The sequence below is a fragment of the Micromonospora sp. BL1 genome (assembly GCF_003667485.1).
Classification (GTDB): Bacteria; Actinomycetota; Actinomycetes; order Mycobacteriales; family Micromonosporaceae; genus Micromonospora; species Micromonospora tulbaghiae.
Map to the genome: position 1 here is coordinate 23,331 of NZ_RCVK01000155.1, position 21,778 is coordinate 45,108.

20 protein-coding genes and 2 pseudogenes are annotated in these 21,778 nt (G+C 70.5%); 13 read left to right on the forward strand and 9 right to left on the reverse strand.

The genetic code is table 11. The features are described from left to right. The first annotated feature begins 20 nt into the window (after nt 1-20). From EAD96_RS05150 to EAD96_RS05170, 5 genes and pseudogenes are all read left to right on the forward strand, one after another. Nucleotides 21-875: a DegV family protein gene (locus EAD96_RS05150; protein ID WP_121683481.1), complete on the forward strand. Its 855-nt coding sequence runs from the start codon at nt 21-23 to the stop codon at nt 873-875. 9 nt (nt 876-884) lie between these two features. Further along, nucleotides 885-1,661 (forward strand): SDR family NAD(P)-dependent oxidoreductase, encoded by a 777-nt coding sequence (locus tag EAD96_RS05155; protein WP_120568496.1) that lies wholly within the window; start codon nt 885-887, stop codon nt 1,659-1,661. 611 nt (nt 1,662-2,272) lie between these two features. After that, entirely contained in the window at nt 2,273-2,968 is a 696-nt protein-coding gene (locus tag EAD96_RS05160; protein ID WP_233585460.1) for a ComEA family DNA-binding protein, read from the forward strand. Further along, nucleotides 2,965-3,786: pseudogene (locus EAD96_RS05165) on the forward strand (ComEC/Rec2 family competence protein); the annotation flags it as partial. The gene EAD96_RS05160 and the pseudogene EAD96_RS05165, both read left to right, overlap by 4 nt. Nucleotides 3,787-3,815: 29 nt before the next feature. Then, on the forward strand, nt 3,816-5,276 hold the full coding sequence (locus EAD96_RS05170; protein WP_147457841.1) for a recombinase family protein: 1,461 nt from the start codon (nt 3,816-3,818) through the stop codon (nt 5,274-5,276). Between the two features lie 11 nt (nt 5,277-5,287). Here EAD96_RS05170 and EAD96_RS05175 read toward each other — a convergent pair whose 3' ends face one another. After that, nucleotides 5,288-5,755 carry a hypothetical protein gene (locus tag EAD96_RS05175; RefSeq protein ID WP_121683463.1) on the reverse strand — a complete coding sequence of 156 codons (468 nt, stop codon included), beginning with the start codon at nt 5,753-5,755 and terminating at the stop codon, nt 5,288-5,290. A gap of 378 nt (nt 5,756-6,133) precedes the next feature. On the opposite strand from EAD96_RS05175, the gene EAD96_RS05180 reads away from it, so the two are divergent. The 4 genes from EAD96_RS05180 (at nt 6,134) to EAD96_RS30795 (ending at nt 9,652) form a co-directional block, all read left to right on the forward strand. Next, nucleotides 6,134-6,538, forward strand: a complete 405-nt coding sequence (locus EAD96_RS05180; RefSeq protein ID WP_121683464.1) for a hypothetical protein — start codon at nt 6,134-6,136, stop codon at nt 6,536-6,538. A gap of 299 nt (nt 6,539-6,837) precedes the next feature. Then, nucleotides 6,838-7,092 (forward strand): hypothetical protein, encoded by a 255-nt coding sequence (locus EAD96_RS05185; RefSeq protein ID WP_121683465.1) that lies wholly within the window; start codon nt 6,838-6,840, stop codon nt 7,090-7,092. 119 nt (nt 7,093-7,211) lie between these two features. Further along, nucleotides 7,212-8,267 (forward strand): hypothetical protein, encoded by a 1,056-nt coding sequence (locus EAD96_RS05190; RefSeq protein WP_121683466.1) that lies wholly within the window; start codon nt 7,212-7,214, stop codon nt 8,265-8,267. A 434-nt stretch (nt 8,268-8,701) separates the two neighbouring features. Then, a complete protein-coding gene (locus EAD96_RS30795) occupies nt 8,702-9,652 on the forward strand; it encodes a hypothetical protein (protein WP_147457842.1) in 951 nt (316 codons plus the stop codon). A 181-nt stretch (nt 9,653-9,833) separates the two neighbouring features. Here EAD96_RS30795 and EAD96_RS05200 read toward each other — a convergent pair whose 3' ends face one another. The 6 genes from EAD96_RS05200 to EAD96_RS05220 form a co-directional block, all read right to left on the reverse strand. Beyond that, nucleotides 9,834-10,472, reverse strand: coding sequence for a hypothetical protein (locus EAD96_RS05200; RefSeq protein WP_121683468.1), 639 nt, complete (start codon nt 10,470-10,472; stop codon nt 9,834-9,836). Between the two features lie 402 nt (nt 10,473-10,874). After that, nucleotides 10,875-11,681, reverse strand: a complete 807-nt coding sequence (locus EAD96_RS30800; protein WP_147457843.1) for a hypothetical protein — start codon at nt 11,679-11,681, stop codon at nt 10,875-10,877. A 1,058-nt stretch (nt 11,682-12,739) separates the two neighbouring features. Continuing rightward, nucleotides 12,740-14,482 carry a type IV secretory system conjugative DNA transfer family protein gene (locus tag EAD96_RS05205; RefSeq protein WP_121683469.1) on the reverse strand — a complete coding sequence of 581 codons (1,743 nt, stop codon included), beginning with the start codon at nt 14,480-14,482 and terminating at the stop codon, nt 12,740-12,742. After that, nucleotides 14,479-15,303 (reverse strand): ABC transporter permease, encoded by an 825-nt coding sequence (locus EAD96_RS05210; protein WP_121683470.1) that lies wholly within the window; start codon nt 15,301-15,303, stop codon nt 14,479-14,481. The genes EAD96_RS05205 and EAD96_RS05210 overlap by 4 nt, the downstream gene beginning before the upstream one ends. After that, complete coding sequence (locus EAD96_RS05215; protein WP_121683471.1) at nt 15,300-15,482, reverse strand: hypothetical protein; 183 nt, start codon at nt 15,480-15,482, stop codon at nt 15,300-15,302. The genes EAD96_RS05210 and EAD96_RS05215 overlap by 4 nt, the downstream gene beginning before the upstream one ends. Next, nucleotides 15,479-16,051: a helix-turn-helix domain-containing protein gene (locus tag EAD96_RS05220; protein ID WP_158614779.1), complete on the reverse strand. Its 573-nt coding sequence runs from the start codon at nt 16,049-16,051 to the stop codon at nt 15,479-15,481. The genes EAD96_RS05215 and EAD96_RS05220 overlap by 4 nt, the downstream gene beginning before the upstream one ends. A gap of 83 nt (nt 16,052-16,134) precedes the next feature. Here EAD96_RS05220 and EAD96_RS05225 point away from each other — a divergent pair. From EAD96_RS05225 to EAD96_RS05235, 3 genes and pseudogenes are all read left to right on the forward strand, one after another. Beyond that, nucleotides 16,135-17,749 (forward strand): annotated as a pseudogene (locus EAD96_RS05225) (ComEC/Rec2 family competence protein); the annotation flags it as partial. A 121-nt stretch (nt 17,750-17,870) separates the two neighbouring features. After that, on the forward strand, nt 17,871-18,851 hold the full coding sequence (holA, locus tag EAD96_RS05230; RefSeq protein ID WP_121683473.1) for a DNA polymerase III subunit delta: 981 nt from the start codon (nt 17,871-17,873) through the stop codon (nt 18,849-18,851). After that, nucleotides 18,848-19,357, forward strand: coding sequence for a hypothetical protein (locus EAD96_RS05235; RefSeq protein ID WP_121683474.1), 510 nt, complete (start codon nt 18,848-18,850; stop codon nt 19,355-19,357). The genes holA and EAD96_RS05235 overlap by 4 nt, the downstream gene beginning before the upstream one ends. Nucleotides 19,358-19,575: 218 nt before the next feature. Here EAD96_RS05235 and rpsT read toward each other — a convergent pair whose 3' ends face one another. Continuing rightward, nucleotides 19,576-19,842 (reverse strand): 30S ribosomal protein S20, encoded by a 267-nt coding sequence (rpsT, locus tag EAD96_RS05240; RefSeq protein ID WP_013287988.1) that lies wholly within the window; start codon nt 19,840-19,842, stop codon nt 19,576-19,578. A gap of 221 nt (nt 19,843-20,063) precedes the next feature. Continuing rightward, nucleotides 20,064-21,149 (reverse strand): phosphotransferase family protein, encoded by a 1,086-nt coding sequence (locus tag EAD96_RS05245; protein ID WP_233585462.1) that lies wholly within the window; start codon nt 21,147-21,149, stop codon nt 20,064-20,066. Here EAD96_RS05245 and EAD96_RS05250 point away from each other — a divergent pair. After that, nucleotides 21,148-21,684, forward strand: coding sequence for a DUF4240 domain-containing protein (locus EAD96_RS05250; protein WP_121683476.1), 537 nt, complete (start codon nt 21,148-21,150; stop codon nt 21,682-21,684). The two genes, EAD96_RS05245 and EAD96_RS05250, sit on opposite strands and share 2 nt — an antisense overlap. Nucleotides 21,685-21,778 lie beyond the last annotated feature (94 nt).

Genomic DNA, 21,778 nt, shown 5'->3' on the forward strand with positions numbered 1-21,778 from the left:
CATCGGCTAGCGTGCCGGTCATGCCCGTCGCGGTCGTCACCGACTCCACCGCCTACCTGCCGCCCGACCTGGTCCGCGCACGCGGACTCACAGTCGTCCCGCTCACAGTCGTCCTCAACGGCGCGGAAGGGCTGGAGGGCGTCGAGACCTCCCCGGCCGACGCCACCCGCGCGCTGAGCGGCCGGCGGGTCTCGGTGAGCACGTCCCGGCCCGCGCCGGAACAGTTCGCGCAGGTCTACCGCGCGCTGCTCGCCGAGGGCGCCGACGGGGTCGTGTCGGTGCACCTGTCCGCCGAACTGTCCGGCACCGTCGAGGCCGCCCGGCTGGCCGCCGCCGAGGTCGGCGACGACCGGGTCACAGTGGTCGACAGCCGATCCACCGGCATGGGCCTCGGCTTCCCGGCGCTCGCCGCCGCCGCGGCCGCCGCGCAGGGAGCAGACCTGACCGGGGTACGCGACGCGGCGCTGGACGCGGTCGCCCGTACCACCATCTACTTCTACGTCGACACGCTGGAGTTCCTGCGCCGGGGCGGCCGGATCAACGCGGCCGAGGCGCTGCTCGGCACCGCCCTCTCGGTCAAGCCGATCATGCACATGCCGGACGGCGCGATCGTGGTGAAGGACAAGGTCCGTACCGCCAGCCGGGGCGTGGCACGCCTGATCGACCTGGCAGTCGAGGCAGCGGACGACGCCGAGGTGGACCTGGCCGTGCACCACCTCGCCGCGCCGCAACGGGCCGAGCAACTGCTGGCGGCGCTGACCGAGCGGCTGGGCGACCGCCTGCACGACACGTACGTCACCGAGGCCGGAGCGGTGGTCGCCGCGCACGCCGGACCCGGGCTGGCATGCGTGGTGGTGCACCGCCGCACGTCCTAGGGTGGCCGGATGAGCCCACTGTCGTACGTCGTCACCGGCGGCGGGCGCGGCGTCGGACGGGCCATCGTCGAACGGCTGGCCGCCGACGGGGGCACAGTGGTCGTGGTCGAGCGGGACACCGGCGCGCTGGACTGGCTGGCCCGGCATCCGCTGGCCGACCGGCTGCACGCCGTGACCGGCGACGCCGGCGACGAGGCGGTCACCGGCCGGGCCGCCGACCGCGCCGAGGCGTACGCGCCGCTGGCCGGCTGGGTCAACAACGCCGCCGTCTTCCGCGACGCCGACCTGCACCGCGCGCCCGCGAGCGAGGTCGTCGACCTGATCGCGCTCAACCTGCGCCCCGCCGTCGCGGGAGCCGGCACCGCCGTACGCCGGTTCCTGGCCGCCGGGTCCGGCGGCGCGATCGTCAACGTCTCCTCCCACCAGGCCCGCCGGGCGGTGCCCGGTGCGCTGCCGTACGCCACCGCGAAGGCCGCGTTGGAGGGGCTGACCCGGGCGCTCGCCGTCGACTACGGTCCGCGCGGCATCCGCGCCAACGCCGTCGCGCTCGGCTCGATCCACACCGAACGGCACGCCGCCTACCTGGCCGGACTCGACCCGGCCGGGGTGGCGCACGTCGACGCGGAGATGGCCCGGCTGCACCCGCTCGGCCGGATCGGGCGTACCGACGAGGTGGCCGAGGTGGTCGCGTTCCTGCTCTCCGAACGCGCCTCGTTCGTCAACGGTGCGACGGTGCCGGTGGACGGGGGACGGGCCGCGCTGGGCCTGGACCCGGAGGCGCGCTGAGCTTCGCCTCCCGGCTGCCCTAGCACAGTCAGGGTTTGATCGGGTTGTTGTCCACAGTGCTCCCGTCGTCCACAGGTGAGAGTTCACCGGCCGACGGTTGACGAGCCGTCGCCGTAGCGTCCCGAGCCGTGCCAGACGACGACGAGACGACGGTACGGCGGCGGCTCGCCCGGCTGTTCGGCGGCGCTGATGCGGCAGGTGCCGCCCCGCCGGCTCTTGTCGGCCGTCCGCGCCGGCCCATCGGCGCGATGATGCCGGAGGCGCTGTCTCCGCCCGAGCCCTGGCGGTCCTTCGAGCCGGGTCTCGAACCTGGGCCAGGTGGGACCGGGCTGGATTCCGCCCCTGGGCGCGGCCCTGGTGCGTTCGGGCCGGACTCCGAGGATCGGTCCGGCTCTGCGCGCGGGCCTGGTGGGGCCGGTCTGGAATCCAGGGCTCGGCCTGGTTCGGGATCCGGCGGTGGGCTGGGCTCGGAGGATCGGCCCGGTTCGGGTTCCGGGCGTGTGACAGGTGCGGGCGAGCCGGGCTACGGGCTGCGACCAGCTCTCCCGGAGCCTGACGGCGTGTGGGAGCAGCCATTCGGCGATCCCGCGTCCGTTGCGACGGACGCCGAGATGGACCGTCCATCGGCGTCCGTGCGCGGTCTGGTGTCCCGGCTGCCCGGCCCAGGGGCGTTCGACCCCGGCCGGCGGGGTGTGCGGGCGCTCGCGGCCGTGGCGGCAGTGGTGGTCGTGGTGGCCGCCGTCTGGGCGTGGCGCTCACGTCCCAGCGCCGAGCCCGTCCAGCCGGTAGCGGCGTCCGCCGAGGCACCGGTGAGCGCGGCGACCGAAGCCGTTCCCGGGGTGCCCGCGCCGGCCGGCTCACCCGGTCAGGTGGTCGTCGCGCTGGCCGGCAAGGTCCGGCGTCCCGGCCTCGTCCGCCTCCCGGCCGGCGCGCGGGTGGCCGACGCGATCGAGGCGGCCGGTGGCGCGCTGCCCGGTGTCGACGTTGCGCTGCTCAACCCGGCTCGCAAGGTCACCGACGGGGAGCTGATCCTGGTCGGCGTCACCGCCCCGCCGGGGCAGGCCGGACCCGCCACAGCGGGCGGCGGTGCGCCGGGCGGCTCGGCGGCGCCCGCCGGCCCGGTCAACCTCAACACCGCGACGCTGGCCCAGCTCGACGCGCTGCCGGGCGTCGGGCCGGTCCTCGCCCAGCGGATCCTCGACCACCGGGACCGCAACGGCGGGTTCCGGTCCGTGTCCGATCTGCGCCAGGTCGACGGCATCGGCGACGCCCGGTACGAGCAGCTCAAGGAACTGGTGACGGTGTGAACCGCCGACGCCCCCTCGATGGTGCCGCGGCCGACCGCGACGTGCCCGATCTGCGGCTGGCCGGGTTGGCGGTTGCGGCCTGGCTCGCCGCGCTGGCCGGGCTGCACCTCACGGTCCGGGTGACGGTGTGGATGGCCGTCGTCGCCGCCGCGCTCGCCCTGCTCGCGGGCCTGCACCTGTGCGGCGTGCTGGGCCGGCCGGGTGCAACGGTCCGCCGCTACGGCTGGATCGCGGTCGCCGTACTGCTCGGCGTGCTCTGCGGCGCGGCCGCCACCGGCGCCCGGGTCGCGGTCCGCGACGCCGCCCCGGTCCGCGCGCTCGTCACCGATCGTGCCCCGGTCACCGCCGAGCTGGTGCTCCGCGACGACCCCCGTCCGGTACGCGGTGCGCCCGGCCGTCCACCGATGCTGCTGGTCCGCGTGGATCTGATCCGGCTCACCGGACCCGACGGCGCTCGCGTCACCGGTCCCGTCCGCGCGCTTGTGCTCGCCACCGATCCGGCCTGGCGTCCATTGCTGCCCGGGCAGCGGGTCACCAGCCGGGGACGGCTGTCCGCCCCGCGTGGCGGCGACCTCACCGCCGCCGTGCTCTCCACCGCCGACCCGCCCACGCTGCGCGGCGACGCGTCGTGGCCGCAACGGGCGGCAGGCGTGCTGCGCGCGGGGCTGCAACGGGCCTGCGAGCCGCTGCCCGACGCGCCGGGCGGGCTGCTGCCGGGGCTCGTGGTGGGTGACACCAGCCGGCTGCTTCCGGAGGTGGAGGAGGACTTCCGGGCCACCGGGATGACGCACCTCAACGCGGTGTCCGGTGCGAACGTTCGCTAGGGGTAGTGCTACGGTACCACGTCATGGGGGAGACGAGACCGGGTCTGCGGGCCGCAGTTATCGCCGTCATCTACGCGCGGGTGAGCGACGACGACAAGAAGCGGCGCAGGTCGGTCGGCGAGCAAGAGCAGGAGTGCCGGCAAGACGCAGACGACCAGTCATGGACGGTTGCTCGGGTCTTCGTTGACAACGACCGTTCGGCCAGCCGCTACGCCCGCAAGCAGCGGGAAGAGTACGTCAAGTTGCTCGACTACCTCGCCGCTGAGCACGTCGATGTGCTGATCCTGTGGGAGTCGTCGCGTGGTGGGCGGGAGCTTGAGGGTTGGGCTGGCTTGCTCAACCTGTGCCGTCGCCATCAAGTCCGCATCCATGTCGTTACCCATCGGCGGACGTACGACCTTGAGAATCCTCGGGACTGGCGCACCCTCGCAGAGGACGGCGTTGATTCGGCGTACGAGAGTGAGAAGACGCGAGAGCGAATCTTGCGATCTGTGCGCGCCAAGGCTGCCAGCGGGAAGCCGCACGGCAAGCTGCTCTACGGCTACCGGCGGACCTATGACGACCGGGGTAACTTCATCGCTCAGGTCATCCATGAGGAGCAGGCCGAGGTGATCCGGGAGGCTGCTCGGCGGGTGGCCAGCGGGGAGCCTTGCCGGTCGATCGCACTGGACTTCAACCGTCGAGGTATCCCTACGCCGAGGACCGGCGAGAAGGGGTGGCAGCTCAGTCAGATCGGCCGGATGTTGCAGAACCCTGGGTACATCGGCAAGCGGGTCCACCTCGGCAAGATCGTGGGTGACGCCGACTGGCCACCCCTGCTCGATGCGGAGACGTATGCCGTGTGCCGGTCGATCCTGACCGATCCGCGGCGGAAGACGCAGCGGGATACCGCCGTGCGCCATCTGCTCTCAGGGCCCGCACTCTGCGACGTATGCGGTTCTCGGCTGCGGGTGCAGAAGAACCGGACGCACTACGGCTATGTGTGCGCCGCGCAGTTCTGCGTCTCGGTGAAGACCACCGTGCTTGAGCAGTTCGTGGTGGCTGTACTCATGGCCCGCTTGGCACGGCCGGATGCGCTCGACCTGCTCAACCCTGAGCGTGAGGCAGGCAGCCGCCAGCGGGCAGAGGACGAGGCCAAGCGCAAGAGAGCGAGGCTTGAAGAGTGGTACGAGGCGGCTGCACGCGATGAGATCAGCCCTGCCGGTCTCGCCTCGATCGAACGGACGTTGCTCGCTGAGATCGAGGATGCCGAGCGTCGGGCGGAACACGTCGATGTGCCGCCCTTGCTGCGGGATCTGGTAGGCCCCGGCGTTGAGCAGAGATGGGAACGGCTGACGATTGGTCAGCAACGCGAGGTGGTGACGCTCCTGCTCGACCTTCGGGTGGGGAAGACGTACAAGGGCGCACGGACGCTCGACCCCCGCAGGTTGGACAACTCCCGATGGCGAGGCAGTAGCAAGACGTGGGGTGAAGGCGCGCTGTAGTCAGCGCCCCGTTAGCCCTGCTGCCTGCGGCGCGCGGTTGCGAGTTGGGTCCGAACCGTGTTCTTGGGCAACTTCAACCTCTCGGCGAGCCAGTTGATGGGTTCGCCGATCCCTGCGTCCTCCAACCTCTTGAAGGTGGCGAGCAGCCCTGCGTAGTAGGCACCAGGGTCTTCACGGGGGGAGGCCGGCATGCTCTTCAGCGTGCCTTCAAGGGCGCGTGCGCTGATGCCGGACAGGCGGGGCGGTTGCTGCTCGCCGCGTACTTCCTGCTGCATCTCAAGGATGTGCCGCTCGATCCGGCGCATGATGCCCGACGTCATCCCGCGCACTCGCGTCCTCATGTCGGCGTCCTCGGTCAGCCGTAGAAGCACCTCGCTCGGCCCCTGGGAGATCGGCTGGCCTTCGTCGAGGAGCCAGCGAGCCGTCACGCTCCAACCTGCCTCGGTGCGGCTGCGCTCGATCGCGTGCTTGTCAGTCATGGTCCCATCGTTTCAGTCGCCGTAGATATGGTCAAGTCCAGGTCTGACAGTCTGGACTTGACAGACTGGGACTGAGTTGCCTAATCTCTCCTCGCGCCGCTGAACGCGGCGGCTGCTACCTGGCGGTAGGTCGGCGGCGAACGACGGCAGGAAGGACGCGATGAGGAGCCCGACCGGCGGGCTCGTGTCACCGAAGGGGGATGGTCACCATCTCCAGCGAAACCAAGAACGCTTGCCCGGAAGCGTGGCGGGAGTACATCGACAGGATCGTTGCCCAAGCGCCTCCGTTCTCGCCGGAGGTGCGTGCACGACTGCGCCGGCTGCTTGCAGCGGCATGAAGGCGTTACCTCTACCTGGCAACCCAGCCGGTGAAGGCTGATGTCCCGCAAGCTCTGGGGTGACGGCGAACAGTTCCTCATGCTCAGCATCGACATGTGCGAAGAACTGGCCGCGAACGTGGCGGTCAGGCCCCTCTATGTGCGCCTCGTCTTCGCGGCGTACGCGAGGGTGAACGACATCGGGCATGCCGAGTTCGAGCCGGGGGAGATGTTGCACGTCCTGGGCGACGTCGACCATGACCGCGTCCTAACCCCTGCCAGCCGGCAGACCTTGTACTCCGCGCTTCAGCAGGCTGAGGCGTTCGGCATGGTCCTGCCTGGCTCGGGTGTCCGGTGCGTGCTTCTTCCGGTTGGTGTCCGCAGAGGCGGCACCGGTCGAGACTGCCACTGGCACAAGGTCGGCCTTGATCGTCGTCGTCGGCGGGTACGTCGCCCCGCTGTATGACGACGACAGGCAGAACTAGGCCAGTTAGTACGACGTAGCCCTACATCTCACCGTCACTTGTATGAGGCCAGGGAACAACGCGGCTCGCTGACCTGCAACGGTGCCACCTCCTCTTGATCTATCTCACGAGGGGCGGCACTTCGGAGCGGCACCAGCAGCGGCGGCTGAGAGCCAACGAGGGCCCTCCTTCAACGATCTGGCGAATCCGGCCGAAGGCCGAGCCATCACCTCTCTCTTGACGAACCAGCGATAGCCGGCCGGAGGCCGGCACCCTTCTCATGCCCTGAGGAGCATCACCAGTGGAGACCCTTACCCGTGCCGGCGCTCGCGTGGCTCGGTGTATCGCCGAACAGCGCTACGCCTTGGCCTTCGACCTGAAGGCTTCTGCCGCTGCCGATGTCGCACGACTGCGGGCGGCGGATGCCGAACCTGACCTACTCGTCGAAGCGGTCAACGAGCTGATGCGAGCAACTGCTCTGGTCGCTGAGGCCCGAGCGGCGCTCGACGAGGTCACCACCGTTCATCGGATCGCCTGGCGAGACGCGCGCCCGTAGAGGGCGACCGCTTCCGCCCTTGACTCCTGATCGCCGCCAGGCCGTATCAGGAACTCCAACCCATCATGTGCGGCCAACCGGCCGCCTGTTCACCCTGCACGGAAGAAGGTTCATCACCCGTGGCTACTGCCAAGAAGAACACCATCCCCACGCCCGTTGAGGCTCTGGCTCAGGCCCGCGCCCTGGTCGCCGAGCGGGAGGCCGAGCACGAGCAGGCCGAGCACTCTGCCGCCGAGCTGTTCGCCCGGCTCGACAGTGGCGACGCCTCGGTGACTGGGCTCGACCTGGCCACCGCTGAGGCGGAGATCAAGCGCACCGCGCACCTGCTCGGCATGGCGCGTAAGCGCATCCCGGCGGCGGAGCGTGCCGTCAAGCTGTTCGAGGGTCAGACCAACCCGGTGCTCGCCGAGTACCTGCGGTCGGTCATCGAGGTCAACCGCTTCAACTTCGGCATGTTCGGCGTGCCGGTCGAGGTGGTGTCGCAGCGGCCGGAGAAGCTGACCGCTCCGGCGGCGTACCTGTACCAGACCGAGGGAGTGGACTACGACACCGCCACCGGCCGGATGACCGGCACGGTGCACCTGTTGGTGACTGTGCCCGCCGATGGTCTGGACACGATCAAGGAAGCCTGCGTGGCTGGCATCTACAAGCTGGTGCACCACGCCGGGCACGCTGAGGTGCGAGACAGTGTCACCACCGGTCCGGACCACTTCGTGCTGTCGGTCTTCCTCAAGAACCTTGAGCCGCTGATGCCGGTTATCGAGGAGCAGTCGAGTGCCACCGGGATCGGACTGGCGCAGCAGCTCGGCGGGCTTGCTGCGACGCGAAGCAAGGAGTACGTCGTCGACCCGCGTACCGACCGGTTGGCGAACATCCACACCATCATGTATCGCCGAGCCTCCGGCGAGGTGGTATCGCAGACCCGCGACGGCGACACGGTACGGCGCAAGGTCCGGGTGCAGTTCATCGTGCACGGCATCGACCGGCACGTCGACATCCCCGAGCTGTCCCAGTTCGTGGCAGCCGGCGTCGCGGACGCCGATGGCATCTTCTCGCCCGGCCTCGGTCGGGTGGAGTCGGTCAAGGTGGTCGACCAGAAGGCGACCATCTTCGGTGACCGCCAGGCGCTCGCCATCACGGCGGAAGCGATCATGATCAGCAAGGCTGCGGCCTGACGGTGGCGTTGGGTAGGGCGCTCCGCGGAGTGCCCTGCCCGCTCGCCGAGAGCACCCACACATGAAGACTCGACCTCGGAACCATGGGCGCGTCTGCCGGCTGCTGCACTGCCCCCGGCCGCACTGGGCGCGTGGTCTGTGCGCCACGCACTATGCCCGGTGGAGGCGCAACGGCCACACCCGGTTGACGGTGGGCCAGGAGCTACATCAGGCCGAGCCGTGCGCCGGCTGCGGCAGCGCCGTCCCGGTCAACAGTGGCCGAGCTTCCCTCTACTGCCGGGAGGCGTGCCGCGTCAGCCACAAGCGACTGAAGCGGCGCGAGAAGCCGTAGGCGCCACCCCCGTTCCCATCCATCCCTGATCAACGACAGGCGCTCTCCGTGGCTCTCAGCGGGCTACGGAGAGCGCCCTATCTCTGTAGGGAGATCAACCTCCGTGAGCATGACCATCGAGCAACAGCGGGCACTCAACGGCGAGTGCATCCAGTGCGCCACGCCGCTACCCGAGGAACGCAGCGGCAAGCGCGCCTACTGCGATGAAGGCTGCCGACGCCGGCACGATCGAGCAGAACGCCGGGCCGAGACGGCCACCGCCGACCGGCGGGCGTGCGAGCACTGCGGCGGCGCGATGACCGGTAAGCGGTCGGGAGCCCGCTACTGCACCAAGCGGTGCGCCTCTGCGGCAGCGCGGCTGCGGCGGCTGGCGGCCGGGCCGGCGGGAGCGTGCCGGCACTGCGGCGGGGCGCTGCCACCCAAGCCGCAGGGCAGGCGCGGGCCGGCATCCCCCTACTGCGGAGACAGGTGCAAGGCCAAGGCCAAGCACGCGCGCACCTACACCCCGAGGCCACGGCAGAGCAGCCGGCCGACGCAGCAGAAGTACAAGCCGGGGCACCGCTTCGGCGACCTGGTGCTCATCGAGCGCCAGGATTCGGTCAACGGCACTCAGTACGTTCTCTGCCGATGCGACTGCGGCAACGACAAGCGGGCAGGGCTTCAGAACCTCGCTCGCGGCCTGGTCGTCAACTGCGCCGACCGCAGCCGGCACCCCGATCCCAGAGGCCGGCAAGAGCAGCCGACCGACTACGACTCAGCACACAAGCTGGTCAACAAGGTCAAGGGCAGCGCCACCGCCCACCGCTGCCGGTGCGGGAAGCAGGCCGAGCAGTGGGCGTACTCCCACGCCGATCCTGACGTACTCCGCGATGGCGACGGCAGAGAGCAGGGCAGGCCCTTCAGCCCGAACCCCGCCCACTACTCGCCGATGTGCCGAAGCTGCCACGCCCGATTCGACCGGGCGCACGTCCGGATCTTCGGTGACCGGCTCTCCCTGTTCCATCACGTGCTCTGGATGGCTACCACCCCGGACGACGAACCGACGATGAGCTGATCGAAGTGCGCCTATCGACCTTGAAACCGTGGCACCGCATATTCCGGGGATGCATCCCGGTAGCGCCAGGGATGGAGGGTCGATAGGCGTCCTGATCACTGCTGCACCGTGGCAAGATGGCCGCTGCTATCACTGGGCGGTGGGAGGGATCAGCCACAAGGGTCATACCCCCACCCCCTAGTCACCTGCGGCGTGCCGGCGTTCCGGCTGATCCCTCAGGATCATCGGGTGTATCACGTCTGATCTCACTACTGTCCGGCATCTGCGAGAAGGTGTCTTGTATGTGCACGGCTGACTTCTTCAGATCGTCGCGCTGCGGCGTGATGAATTCATGCGCCAATATTGCCTGCGCACGCTCGCCGAACTGCCTCAGTGCTTCGGCCGCGCCTCCAGCGATCAGTGCATCAGAAAATTTGTTATAGGAGTTGTAGGTTTTGACTTCGATCTGGATGTCATCCAGGGCATCTCGCGCCAGCGATAGTTCTGCTGATGTGGCCCGCGCGCTATCCAGTGCTCGGGGCAGGTTCACCGCCTCAGCCTCCTTACTGGCGGCCGCGTCGAGCTTGCTGCGCAGCTCTTCGATCTCCCCTTCAGCCTTGGCTAGCGCCGCCTGAACACGACTAAGTTCAGCGTCCATCCGACTCATCATGGCGTTAGCAATCTGAACGGACTTGTCGGCAATCGTGACTTCCTTCTCGGCGATTGTCGCCTTCTTCTCAGGGCGAGACAGGAAGTGATCGAACAGAGACTTTAGCAGCGCGCCGACTCCCAAGGCCGTAGCGATGGACACGCCTAACGTGATCTTCTCCGCGGTGGTCACAGTGCCCGCCCTGGTATCGATGGTTGTCTGCCAAGCGCGCAGGCTATCAACCCGACGCCCTGCTCATATGCCGACCCCTCGGCCAGAATCGCCTGTCGACCTGGTGGAAGTCGAGCCTCGGCCATCTGCTCATGGGGGTGGGCAGGGGTTGCGTCTCTCTAGAGCGATGCCTTGCCGTGATGCCGGATGGCGTTGGCCTCCACCGGCCGCTCCCAGGTCAACGGAGGGGCCTCCGCCAGTTGGCGCTGAACCCACGCCTCCGTAGCTGCTTCCTCGGCTGCCGTGCGCTCCTCGCGGCGATTCCTCTCGATGCGCTCATCGCACCGTCTCCATCAGCCGTTTGAGCGGTGCCGCCCGATCACTGGCTCAGCGAGGATAGCTGACCGCTCCTGTTAGTGATGATCACCTGTCCGTTGTTCCTTGATCTTGCTCTGGCGCTCGCGCGATCTCGCGTATCCCGTTGATAGCCTCAACCAGTCGAGCAGTGTCATGCGGGCCGGCCCACGCTACGGCCTCGATCGGAAGCGATATCTCTTGTGTGGCGAGGATGAACTTCACAAGCGCTGTCGGCTCGACGCTACTAAGGGCTAATCCCCCAATCGCCGGGGGTGACGTCGCCGTCACATAGTCACTTAGGGTGCGTATGTCTTCGAACTCGATACTCTGGCCGGCCTGCTTCAGCATGACCGGGATATCGCCTTCAGGTGCACGAACCACAAGGCTGATCGGTCCCGCAGCAGCAGGTAACGGGCGAGTCTGGATCGCACAATCTGGCACCGCGTGGATCAGCACGTCTCGGACCATATTGTTCCAAGCAACCGCCAGTGTAAGTGCTGGTGCGATGTCGGGGGCTAGGATGCTTGCACCCCTCATCATCCCACTCACCCAATCGGGATTATTGCCTGCCTCTTGTGCGGCGGTCTCGACAAACCGCTCTTGCCGGAGCCGCCGTTCAAACTCTGCCGCGTTTGATCCGCCGCTCACCCGTACCAGCGACGTGCCTTGAATACCGATCAGCAAGAACACACCCGCGGCAAGAAGAAGCGCCGTTGTGCCAGCCTGATTAGTCGTCTTGAAGACGGCAACGCAGCCAACCCCGGCGAGGGTGATACCTGTTGTAAGCGCGGCAATCCGTTCCCACAGTCTCATCGGCTCAGCAGCCAGACGGTGGTCCGTCGCAGCCTGCTCGGGCTCGGTGGGCACGGTCACGCGATCCCCCAATCATCACCGGCTATGCAGTGTGGCATGAGGGTCCACGTCGAGCGGTCTGTGCGAGTGAGGCGGCGAGTCGTAACGCCGACATGTGCACCTAATCGCGAACACCAAGGGCCCCAAGCAGAAGGCGAAGCGATCAGCCCTGGTGCGCCGGCCGGGTCCTAGTGACCTAGGCGCAGACGAGGTTCACCGACTACATCCGCACCCGTGACCCGGGGGGCGCTGCGTCGGCTTCAGCCTGGACCTGTTGTGCCACGGCACACCTCAACCCGAACAACGCCTTCGACGTCGACAACCTGTTGATGCTCAACTTCATCGCCAGAGATGCCTCCAGTGTCGCTGAAGGACGCCATCTACGCCTGTGACCTGCTGCTGGGCAAGTTCATCTGGGGACGACAGCCGTACACAACAAGTTCTCCGACTCCGAGCTCGGTACGTCGCCATATACCTGCGCTTAGCCAATCCGCCGGCACTGCTCCACCGTTTTCCCTGGTCAGCGCCCTGTCTAGCTGCCAAGGCTCCACTTAGTACGCACGTACGAAGATGTAGTGCGACACGCAGGTCACCCGGACCGGTCGCTATGGTGTCTTCGGCGCAAGACACGAACCGAACTGGTCTCCGAGATTAAGGCCGGCAAGCCCGCCCTGGCGCGCGCGGGGGACGGACCCCGGCCTCTGAGTCTCGGAAGGATGGCGAGTGACGAAGCGCCGCAAGGGGCCCTCAGGCCCAAGGAAGTGCCGGCAGCCCAACACCAACCGGTGGCGGGACGTCGGGGAGTGGGTAGCACTGACACTCAAGGTGCTCACCTACGCCGCCGGTCTAGCGATTGCCTTGACCGGAAACGGATGCGGGCCCAACTGACGACCGTCAGCTAGGCCCACATCGAGCGGGAAGGTCCTCCGCCTCGCGGGCCGCGAAACCAGGGGCGGGGGTCTTCCTCCATCCAACGTTACTGACGAGTTGTTCAGTAGCGTTGAACGTCCAACGATCCGCAGAGTACCCGGGTCCCGATAGTCTCCGTCAGGGTGTCGGGGATTATCGGGCCAAGACCTTCAGCTTGAGCTACCGGACCAGGTCTCCAGGTCCCGCCTCGCGAATAAGTCGGCGTTTCCGTCCTTGCCACGCGCCTCGGGCACCTCGCCCACGCGCCGCTGTAGCCGCTTCTTGGCTGCTTCGTAGGACCAGGGCAGCACTCCGGCCTCTACCGCTTGGCGCAGCGTCAGGAAGTCCCCGGCAGGGCTTGATAGGCCCTTGACCTGCGATGTCTCCGGGGACCGGGGACACGCAAGCTCCCGAGCCTCGCTCGCGGTCAGGTAGGCAACCTGTGTCTCGGTGGCTTGTCCGCCGATGACGATCTGCCACCGGCCGAGGGTGCGGGAGGCGCGCGGCATGGCCGCTTCGGGGACGAGCATCTTCCAGTTGTTGGCGGTGTAGCGGGCGAGGCAGCGGATGCCGAAGTTCTCCCGTGCCTCGGGTCCGCCGATGGCGCGGGCGGTGAGCATCTGGGCGATGGCCAGCACGTTGACCTTGGCGGACCGACCCATGAAGAGCAGGTCAGCCAGAGCCGACACGGCGGGGGAGCGCTTCGGGTCTCCCTTGCCGCGCGCTTCGGCCCAGAAGTTGACGAGTTGCCCGATGGTGGCGTTCAACTCTTCGCAGATGACCAGCACCCGGGGGCCTGGGTTCCAGTCTTCGGCCTCGTGCATGGCCAGGGTGTTGCGCTCGTCGGCGAGCGCGGCTAGGCGCACCAGGGCGTCATGCATCTGTGCCGGCTTGGTGCAGTAGTCGACGCCGGCCAGGCCGAGGGCCCAGCGGTGCGAGCCCTTGCGGTCGAGGATGACCACCCGGCCGCCTCGGTTGAGTACCTGCACGGCGACCAGCTCGGCGAGCACGCTCTTGCCCGCGCCCGTGCCGGCAGACACGGCGATGTGCGGGGAGTCGTCGCGCAGCGAGAGCGTGACGGGCCGGTCGCCTGCGCCCTGCCCGATGTAGAACTCCCACTCCGCCAGCCGGGGCAGGTGGGCGGCGACCTGGTCGACGCCGACGCGAGCCGGTGGACGCTTACGTACGGTCCAGACGGCACGCACGCGCGGGCCCACCTGGTGCCAGGTCTCGACCAGGTCGGCAACAGGGATCTTGCTGCCGACGATGGACGAGACGAGCTGCCGTTGCTCCTTGGTTAGGTACGGCGTGTCCGCCTCCAGCTCGATACGCGGGCCCTGGTCGCCATCGACCGGCCGGCGGAACACCTCCAGCCGGGACGTGACCGGCTGCGCCTTGCGCTGCACCGCCCACGCTGCCCGCTGCGCGCGCTCAGGAAGCCACCGGATCACCGGCTCTACGTGCTCGCCATACCAGGCCCGTACTGCCTTCTCCGCTGGGCTCAGCGGCTTGGCCAGCCGGGGCGTGAGGTTGCCCAACGACGGGTCAACGTGCAGGCGCACCCCGGTCTGCAAGCCCATCGCCGGAGCGAGCGCGGCCAGGGTCGGGGCGATGTACTCCCGGTGGAAACGGCGGCGCACCAGCCGTTGCCGGCCGCGCCACGCCGCAGCCAGAGCCGCGCCGCTGGCCGTAGTCAGCGAGGGATCGGGGAAGGCCACGGCCAGGCCGGCGGCGGCCGGCACGCCGAGGCGGTACGCCTGACGCTGCCAGCCGGCCAGCCGGCCCGGACCGCGGTGGCGGTATGGGTAGCCGGGCTTGCCGCTGAGCGGCCTACCGGAGATGTACCGGTAGGCCACCCGCGGCACGGTGTGGTTGCGCCGCAGCTTGCGGAGAGCCCGCTCCAGCTCGGTCACTGGTCGCTCCCCTCGTGCATCAGGTGAGCCAGAGCGGCGGCCATCCCGAGCACCGCCACGGGCAGGCAGGCAACGGCGGTGGTGATCTGCCACGGGGCGGAGGTGATGCCGGCGGCGACCAGGAGGTGATAGGCCACCTGGCCGAGCGCACCGATGATCAGCGACCCGATGCCGGACCACTTGGCGAACCGGCGAGCCCGGGGCGGAACCTGCCCGGAGAGCCAGGCTCGCAGCGAGTACGCGGCGTAGACCTCCACCCCGATCGGCAGCGTGATGGCGGTGTTGATGCTGAACCCGTCCGCGATACCGGGCAGCGGGTGCACCACCCCGAACCCGGTGAGTCCGCCGAGCCCGACCCACCCGGACCAGATGGCGACGAACGCGGGCAGCGCGATCAGCACCACCGGCCACGCGGACAGCCGGCGGACCGGCGAAGTCTGAGCCTTGACCGGGGCAGGCTCGACCGAGGCCGGCGGGTGTCCGTTGCGCTCGACCAGCGGCGACGGCTCGGTGACCTTGGCAGTCGGCAGGATCAGCGGAACCGGGGTGGTCTCGACCGGGGTAGCCGGCGGAACCGGGGCGGGCTCGGCGTACTCCCACGGGTCCGAGGTGGGCTCGGTCTCGGTCTCGTCGGGCAGGGTGATGGGCTCGGCGATCAGAGCCAGGCGCGCGGCCTGAGCCTTGGGCGCACCCACCTTGAACTCACGCATGATCCGGTTGCGCGACGGGATCTCACCGAGCCTGTCGGCCAGGTCCCGCACGGCGGGGAGCAGATCCGCGACGGCGCGCGGGTAGGCGCTGGGAGCGGTGGCGGTGGTCATCGGCTCATCAGCTCCCGGCGGGTAGCGGCGGTGTCGAGGCGGGGAAGGCGGGCGATGTCGTCGGCAACCCGGTGCGCGTGCCGCTCGACCAGTCGGCGGGCGATGGCGAGCGGGGCGAGCATCGAGACCGGACCGCCGATGAGGACCAGGCCGAGCGCGTAGGCGGCGGTTGCGTTCATCGGTCACCCGCCAGCGCCTCAGAGCGGCAGGGGATGCACCCGCCAGCAGGCTGACCAGCGTGCCCCGGCTTGTGGCAGCGCTCGCCCCCGGCGGTCATCGGCAGGGCAGCACCTCGCCGCTCCGGATACGGGTAGCCGCTGGTGCCGGGGTTGGTGTTCTTGTTCTTGGGAAGGAATCGACGCCAGTCACGCGCGCTTGCGCGCGTCTTCAACTTCCCTTGGTCTTCAACACTTCGGGTGTCACCCTGGCTGTCACCCCCGGCGGCGCGATTCGTCACCCCCTCCGGCTGATTCGTCACCCCCGGGCCGTTGTTCGTCACCCCCTGGCCGGTGACCAGTCGGTAGACGCGGGTGGCGATGCCGGCAACCTTGGTGACGACCAGGCGACCGAGCTGTACCAGCTTGGCCAGCGCCCGCTGTACGGTCCGCTCAGAGCAGCCGGCGTAGTCGGCGAGGGTGGCCACAGACGGCCAAGCGTTGCCCTCGTTGTTGGCGTGAGCAGCGATGGCGATAGCCACGGCACGCTCGTTCTTGCCGAGATCCTTCGTCGCAAGCAGGGCCTGCTTCACAGCTACACTCATGGCCGGGCGGACCTCCGTTGTCCGTCAAGGCCCCGGGTAACAGGTGTTCCAGCACCTGCCGGGGCCGTTCTATATGCACCTCCCTAACTCACGTTCACTGGCTCCAACGTGGCGATCGTCGTCGGGGCGGTACTGCTGCTGGCCCGCTGGGCGCGCGCCGGTCCGCGTACCGCCGCCACGCTCTGCGTACTCGCGCTCGTCGGGTTCGTCATCCTGGTCCGGCCTTCGCCGAGCGTGGTGCGCGCCGCGGCGATGGGCGCGATCGGGCTCGCCGCGCTCGCCGCCGGGCGGTCCCGATCGGCGCTGCCCGCGCTCGCCGCGGCGGTCACCGGGCTGGTCCTGTACGCCCCGGACCTCGCGGGCGACCCGGGTTTCGCGTTGTCGGTGTGTGCCACCGGGGGACTGCTGCTGCTCGCGCCGGGCTGGCGGGATGCGCTGCGGCGGCGGGGCGTACCGGCCGGGCTGGCCGAGGCGCTGGCGGTGCCGGCTGCCGCGCAGCTGGCCTGCGGCCCGGTGGTCGCCGGGCTGTCCGCCACGGTCAGCCTGGTGGCCGTGCCGGCGAACCTGCTGGCGGTGCCGGCCGTCGCGCCCGCCACTGTGCTCGGAGTGCTGGCGGCGGTGCTGTCGCCGGTGTGGCCGGGCGGCGCGGAGTTCCTGGCCTGGCTGGCGAGTTGGCCGGCGCGCTGGCTGGTGGCGGTGGCCGCGTACGGGGCGGACCTGCCGGCCGGGAACCTGCCGTGGGCGGGCGGGGTGGCCGGCGCCCTGCTGCTGGCGGCGGTGAGCGTGGCGCTGCTGCTCGCCTTCCGCCGACGCCGGGCGCGCCGGCTGATCGCTGTCGTCGCGGTGGCGGTGGTGCTGGGCGCGGTGCCGGTCCGGCTGCTCGCCTCCGGCTGGCCGCCGCGCGGCTGGGTGGTGGTGGCGTGCGCGGTGGGGCAGGGGGACGCGGTGGTGCTGCCGGTCGACGCCGGCCGGGCCGTGGTGGTCGACGCCGGCCCGGAGCCGTCCGGCGTGGATGCCTGCCTGCGCCGCCTCCGCGTACGCGAGGTGCCGCTGCTGGTGGTCAGCCACTTCCACGTCGACCACGTCGGCGGCGTGGCCGGGGTGTTCCGCGGCCGTCGGGTGGGTGCGGTGGTGGGTCCGTCCTGGTCCGAGCCGCCCTACGGCGCAGCCCAGGTACGCGATGCGGCCCGCCGGGCCGGTGCGCCGGTCGCTCCGGTGCAGGCGGGGTGGCGGTGGCGGGCGGGCGCGGTGGACCTGGTCGCCGTCGGGCCGCCGTACCCGCTGCGGGGCAGCCGGTCCGATCCGAACAACAACTCGCTGGTGCTGGCCGCCACTGTGGGCGGGGTACGGATCCTGCTCACCGGGGACGCCGAGACGGAGGAGCAGCGGGCGATGCTGGAGACGACGCCGGCCGCCCAGATCCGGGCCGACGTGCTGAAGGTGGCCCACCACGGGTCGGCGTACCAGGCGCCGGAGTTCCTGGCCGCGGTGCGCCCGGCGGTGGCGCTGGTGTGCGTGGGGGTCGACAACGACTACGGGCATCCCAACGCCGGGCTGCTGGACCGGCTGACCCGGGGCGGTGCGCGGGTGCTGCGTACCGACACCGACGGGGACGTGGCGGCGGTCCGGGCGGGCGCCGGTCTCGCGGTGGTGAGACGTGGGGCCGAGTCGGGGCCGGCTCGATAACCGGGGGATCTTGTCGCAGTAGATAGGGGATCAAGGCAAATGTCTGGATTTGCGCTGTGTGCGGGCTGCGCCGTCACAGTCCCCGATGAGCAGGCCCGGCCGGGTCGGAGGGCGTGCGAGTATGGGCGACGTGACCCCCGCCGACCTGCCTCCTATTGTGCTCGTCCTCGGCGACGAGGAGCTGCTCGCCACGCGAGCGGTCACCGAAGCCGTCGCCCGGGCCCGCGAGGTCGACCCCGACGTGGACGTGCGGGAATACCAGGCCGGCACGCTCACCGTCGGCGAGATCGCCGAGATGCTGAGCCCGTCGCTGTTCGGCGGTCGCCGGGTGCTCGTGCTCCGCTCCGGTCAGGACGCCCGCAAGGACCTGTCGACCGCGCTGCTCGCGTACGCGAAGAATCCCGACCCGGACGTGCAGCTCGTCGTGCTGCACCTGGGCGGGGCCAAGGGCAAGGCGTTCGCCGACGGCCTGCGGGCGGCCGGTGCCGCTATGGTGCCGGCGGTGAAGCTCAAGGGGGACCGGGAGCGGGCCGCGTTCGTGCGGGACGAGATCCGCCGCATCGGCGGCAAGTGCACGCCCGACGCGGCCGACGCCCTGGTCGCGGCCGTCGGCAACGACATGCGTGAGCTGGCCGCCGCCTGCTCGCAGCTGGTCGCCGACACCGACGGGCGGATCGGCGCGGACACGGTCGCCCGGTACTACCGGGGACGGGCCGAGGTGACCGGCTTCACCGTCGCCGACGCGACGATGGTGGGTGACGTGCCCGGCGCGTTGGAGGCGCTGCGGTGGGCGCTGCACGTCGGCGTCGACCCGGTGCCGATCGCCGACGCGCTGGCCGACGGCGTACGAACCGTGGCCCGGGTCGCCGCCGCCGGCCGGGGTAATGCGTTCCAGCTGGCCAAGACGCTCGGCATGCCGGCCTGGAAGATCGAGAAGGCCCAGGTGCGTGCCCGGGGCTGGACGCCCGAGGGCCTGGTCGAGGCGATGCGGGTGGCCGCCGAGTGCAACGCGGCCGTCAAGGGCGGCGCCGACGACCGGGCGTACGCGCTGGAGCGGGCCGTTTTCTCGGTGGCGGCGGCCCGGCAGGGCGGCGCCCGGTGACCCGAGCGTGGTCGACGGTGGCCACGGACGAGGAGCGGTACCGCCCGCTCTACGCCCGGGTGCTGGGACTGCGCTTCGTCAACCCGGGTGGGGTGCTCTGCTTCCTCTTCTTCGAGGGCGCGGTGGCGCTGGCCGTGCTGCTCGCGCTCGCCGAACTGGTGAGCTGGTGGGCGGTGCTGGTGCTGCCGGTCGCGGTGGCCGCGATGGTCAAGCTCAACGACGTGGTGGCCGAGATGGTCGTCCGCACCGCCGCGCAGGTGCCCGAGCAGGAGCGGGACCGCTTCCGCCGGCAGATGGAGCCGGTGATCGGGCGGGCCCGGGTGCCCACCGGCGCCCGCGCGCTGCCGGGCGCACCGACATCGGCGAGCGCCCGCGCGTTGTCAGGCGGCGCGACGCCGGCGAGCGGGCGGTCGTTGCCGGGCGGTCCGACGCCGGTTGCCGACCCTCGGGGCATCCGCTACCACCATCCGCGACGCTCGACGTTCGACCGCCCCGGCGAGCGGTGACCACGGCGTCCCCGGTGTGCGCCGACCCCCGGCTCACCTCGGCCGCGGCGGGCACCGATCACGCCGCAGATCTTGGTACGAAAGGGCCCCTATAGGGGCCGAAATGCTCCAAGATCGCCGAGCCGTCCCTCAGCGCGCAGCGCTGCGGGGGAGTGCGGACAGGCGGAAGCCCCGCGGGCACAATGGCCCCGGGGCTTCCGGTGGGTCTGTAGCGCTGGTCAGGCAGAGAACGAGGCGACGCGCTTGGCGATCGCCGACTTCCGGTTGGCCGCCTGGTTCGAGTGGATGACACCCTTGCTGGCAGCCTTGTCCAGCTTGCGGGTGGCCTCACGCATGAGCACGGTGGCCTTCTCGGTGTCGCCCGCCTCGGCAGCCTCGTGGAACTTCCGGATGGCGGTCTTCAGCGACGACTTGACCGACTTGTTACGCAGCCGGCGCTTCTCGTTCTGCCGGTTGCGCTTGATCTGGGACTTGATGTTCGCCACGCGACAGCCTCGTCTTGATAGCTCGGGTTGGTCTGCTTTCGCGCACGACGAGCATGCGTCATCGCCGCGCGAAAAGCCAGGCTACCAGGTCGGCCCCGTACGAGCCAAAACGCCTCTCCCGGCCCATCCGATCCCACCACCTCCCCGAGCGGCGCGCCACTTCGGGGAGGTGGTGGGGTCAGGGCCCGTGGGATGCCGCCATCTCGCCGAACTGGTGTGGATCAAGGGGAAGAAGGGGAAGGGGTGGGGCGTGCCCGGGACCAGCCCTGGCGCTCGGCCAGCCAGCCGAGTGCCTGCTCCCCGCTCCAGCGCTGGTGGGCGCGCAGGTGCGGGGAGGCGTTGGACGGTCCGGCCTCGGCGCCGGTCAGGAAGTACCCGGCCAGCGCGGCGAGCGTCACGTCCAGCGCGTCGGCGGGCGCCCCGGCTGCCGCCGGGTGACCCGCGAATGCGGCGTCCGCGTCCAGGCCGCTGGCGTACGCGGTGAGCAGCAGCCCGGCCAGGTCGAACCAGGCCGGCCCGTGGCACAGCCAGGGCCAGTCGCACAGCCAGGCCCGTCCGCCGGAGTCGATCAGGAGGTTGTCCACCCGCAGGTCGCCGTGGGCCAGCCCGGGTGCGGCGTCGGCGTACGTGGGCAGGCGCGACTCCAGCGCGACCAGCTCGGCCAGCGGCGCACCGGCCGCCGGCCCGGGCAGCGGCTCGCGTCCGGCGGCCACCTCGCCCCACCAGAGGATGTCGTCGCGGGCCAGGTCCGCGAGGCGGGGAAGCCGGAGCGCGGCCAGCTCCGCGGGCGGTTCGGCGAGCGCGGCGGCGACGTCGGCGTACGTGGCGAGGGCGGCGTGCAGCTCGGCCGGCTCCCAGGGCAGCCGGGGGGTGTGCCCGTCGATCGCGTCGAGCGCGAGCGCGTACCAGCCGGACTCGGTGAGCGCCCAGCGCGGCCGGGGCACCGGCAGGCCGGCCGGGAGCCGGGAAAGGATCGCCGCCTCGTGGGCGTACCAGTCGACCAGGTGCCGTTGCCCGTGCAGCGCCGCCGCCTTGACGAACACGCGCTCCCCGGCGGGGCCGGTCAGCACGGCGGCGAAGCCGCTGGTGAACCCGCCGGCCGTCACCCGGACCGCCGCCGGTTCGCCGCCGATCCGGGCGGCCAGCGCGTCCCGCAGCCCAGGGGGCAGGTCGGCCCAGCCGGGCCGGACGGCTGTCGACCCGTACGGAACCGGCGGTAGGGAGATCGCGCGCACCGCTCCATGCTGCCGCACCGGCGGCGCGCGGCGAACCGGCGCGTCGGTGGGCTCTGCCAGACTGCCCGTCATGAGGACCGACGAGTTCTGGCAGTTGATCGACGACGCCCGCGCGGGTGCCGGGGGAGAGCCCGACGCGGTGGCCGCCCGGGCGGTCGCGCTGCTGGCCGAGCGCGACCCGGAGGAGATCGTCGGGTACGCCCACCACCAGCGGCGGGTGCTCGCCGCCTCCTACAAGGTCGACCTCTGGGGCGCGGCCTACCTCATCAACGGGGGCGCCTCGGACGACGGCTTCGAATACTTCCGGGGCTGGCTGATGACCCAGGGGCGGGCGGTGTTCGCGCGGGCGGTCGGCGACCCCGACGCGCTGGCCGAGCTGCCGCAGGTGCGTGCCGCGGCGCTCAGCGGCGAGGAGTTCGAGTGCGAGGAGATGCTGGCGGTGCCGTGGGACGCGTACCGGAAGGCCACCGCGTCCGACCTGCCGGCCGAGCGTGAACCGGTTCCGGTGCCCGACCTGAACGACTTCTGGGACTTCGACGACGAGGAGGAGGCCCGCCGCCGCCTGCCGAGGCTGGCCGCCCTGTTCGTCGAGCCACCCGTGGAATAGCGGAGCCACCCGTGGAATAGCGGTGGAGTGAAGGGGGAGTCCGGGCGCGCCCCGGGCGACGTGGGACCATGGAGGGGGCCGGCGGCGCGCCGGC

What these genes read in the sequence shown, in the direction of transcription:
- holA (WP_121683473.1), top strand. Translation starts at nt 17,871, where the DNA reads ATGGGCGACGTGACCCCCGCCGACCTGCCTCCTATTGTGCTCGTCCTC.
- EAD96_RS05175 (WP_121683463.1), bottom strand. Translation starts at nt 5,755, where the DNA reads ATGACTGACAAGCACGCGATCGAGCGCAGCCGCACCGAGGCAGGTTGG.
- EAD96_RS05180 (WP_121683464.1), top strand. Translation starts at nt 6,134, where the DNA reads ATGTCCCGCAAGCTCTGGGGTGACGGCGAACAGTTCCTCATGCTCAGC.
- EAD96_RS05210 (WP_121683470.1), bottom strand. Translation starts at nt 15,303, where the DNA reads ATGACCACCGCCACCGCTCCCAGCGCCTACCCGCGCGCCGTCGCGGAT.
- EAD96_RS05155 (WP_120568496.1), top strand. Translation starts at nt 885, where the DNA reads ATGAGCCCACTGTCGTACGTCGTCACCGGCGGCGGGCGCGGCGTCGGA.
- EAD96_RS05250 (WP_121683476.1), top strand. Translation starts at nt 21,148, where the DNA reads ATGAGGACCGACGAGTTCTGGCAGTTGATCGACGACGCCCGCGCGGGT.
- EAD96_RS05160 (WP_233585460.1), top strand. Translation starts at nt 2,273, where the DNA reads ATGGACCGTCCATCGGCGTCCGTGCGCGGTCTGGTGTCCCGGCTGCCC.
- EAD96_RS05150 (WP_121683481.1), top strand. Translation starts at nt 21, where the DNA reads ATGCCCGTCGCGGTCGTCACCGACTCCACCGCCTACCTGCCGCCCGAC.
- EAD96_RS05245 (WP_233585462.1), bottom strand. Translation starts at nt 21,149, where the DNA reads ATGACGGGCAGTCTGGCAGAGCCCACCGACGCGCCGGTTCGCCGCGCG.
- EAD96_RS05215 (WP_121683471.1), bottom strand. Translation starts at nt 15,482, where the DNA reads ATGAACGCAACCGCCGCCTACGCGCTCGGCCTGGTCCTCATCGGCGGT.
- EAD96_RS05170 (WP_147457841.1), top strand. Translation starts at nt 3,816, where the DNA reads ATGGGGGAGACGAGACCGGGTCTGCGGGCCGCAGTTATCGCCGTCATC.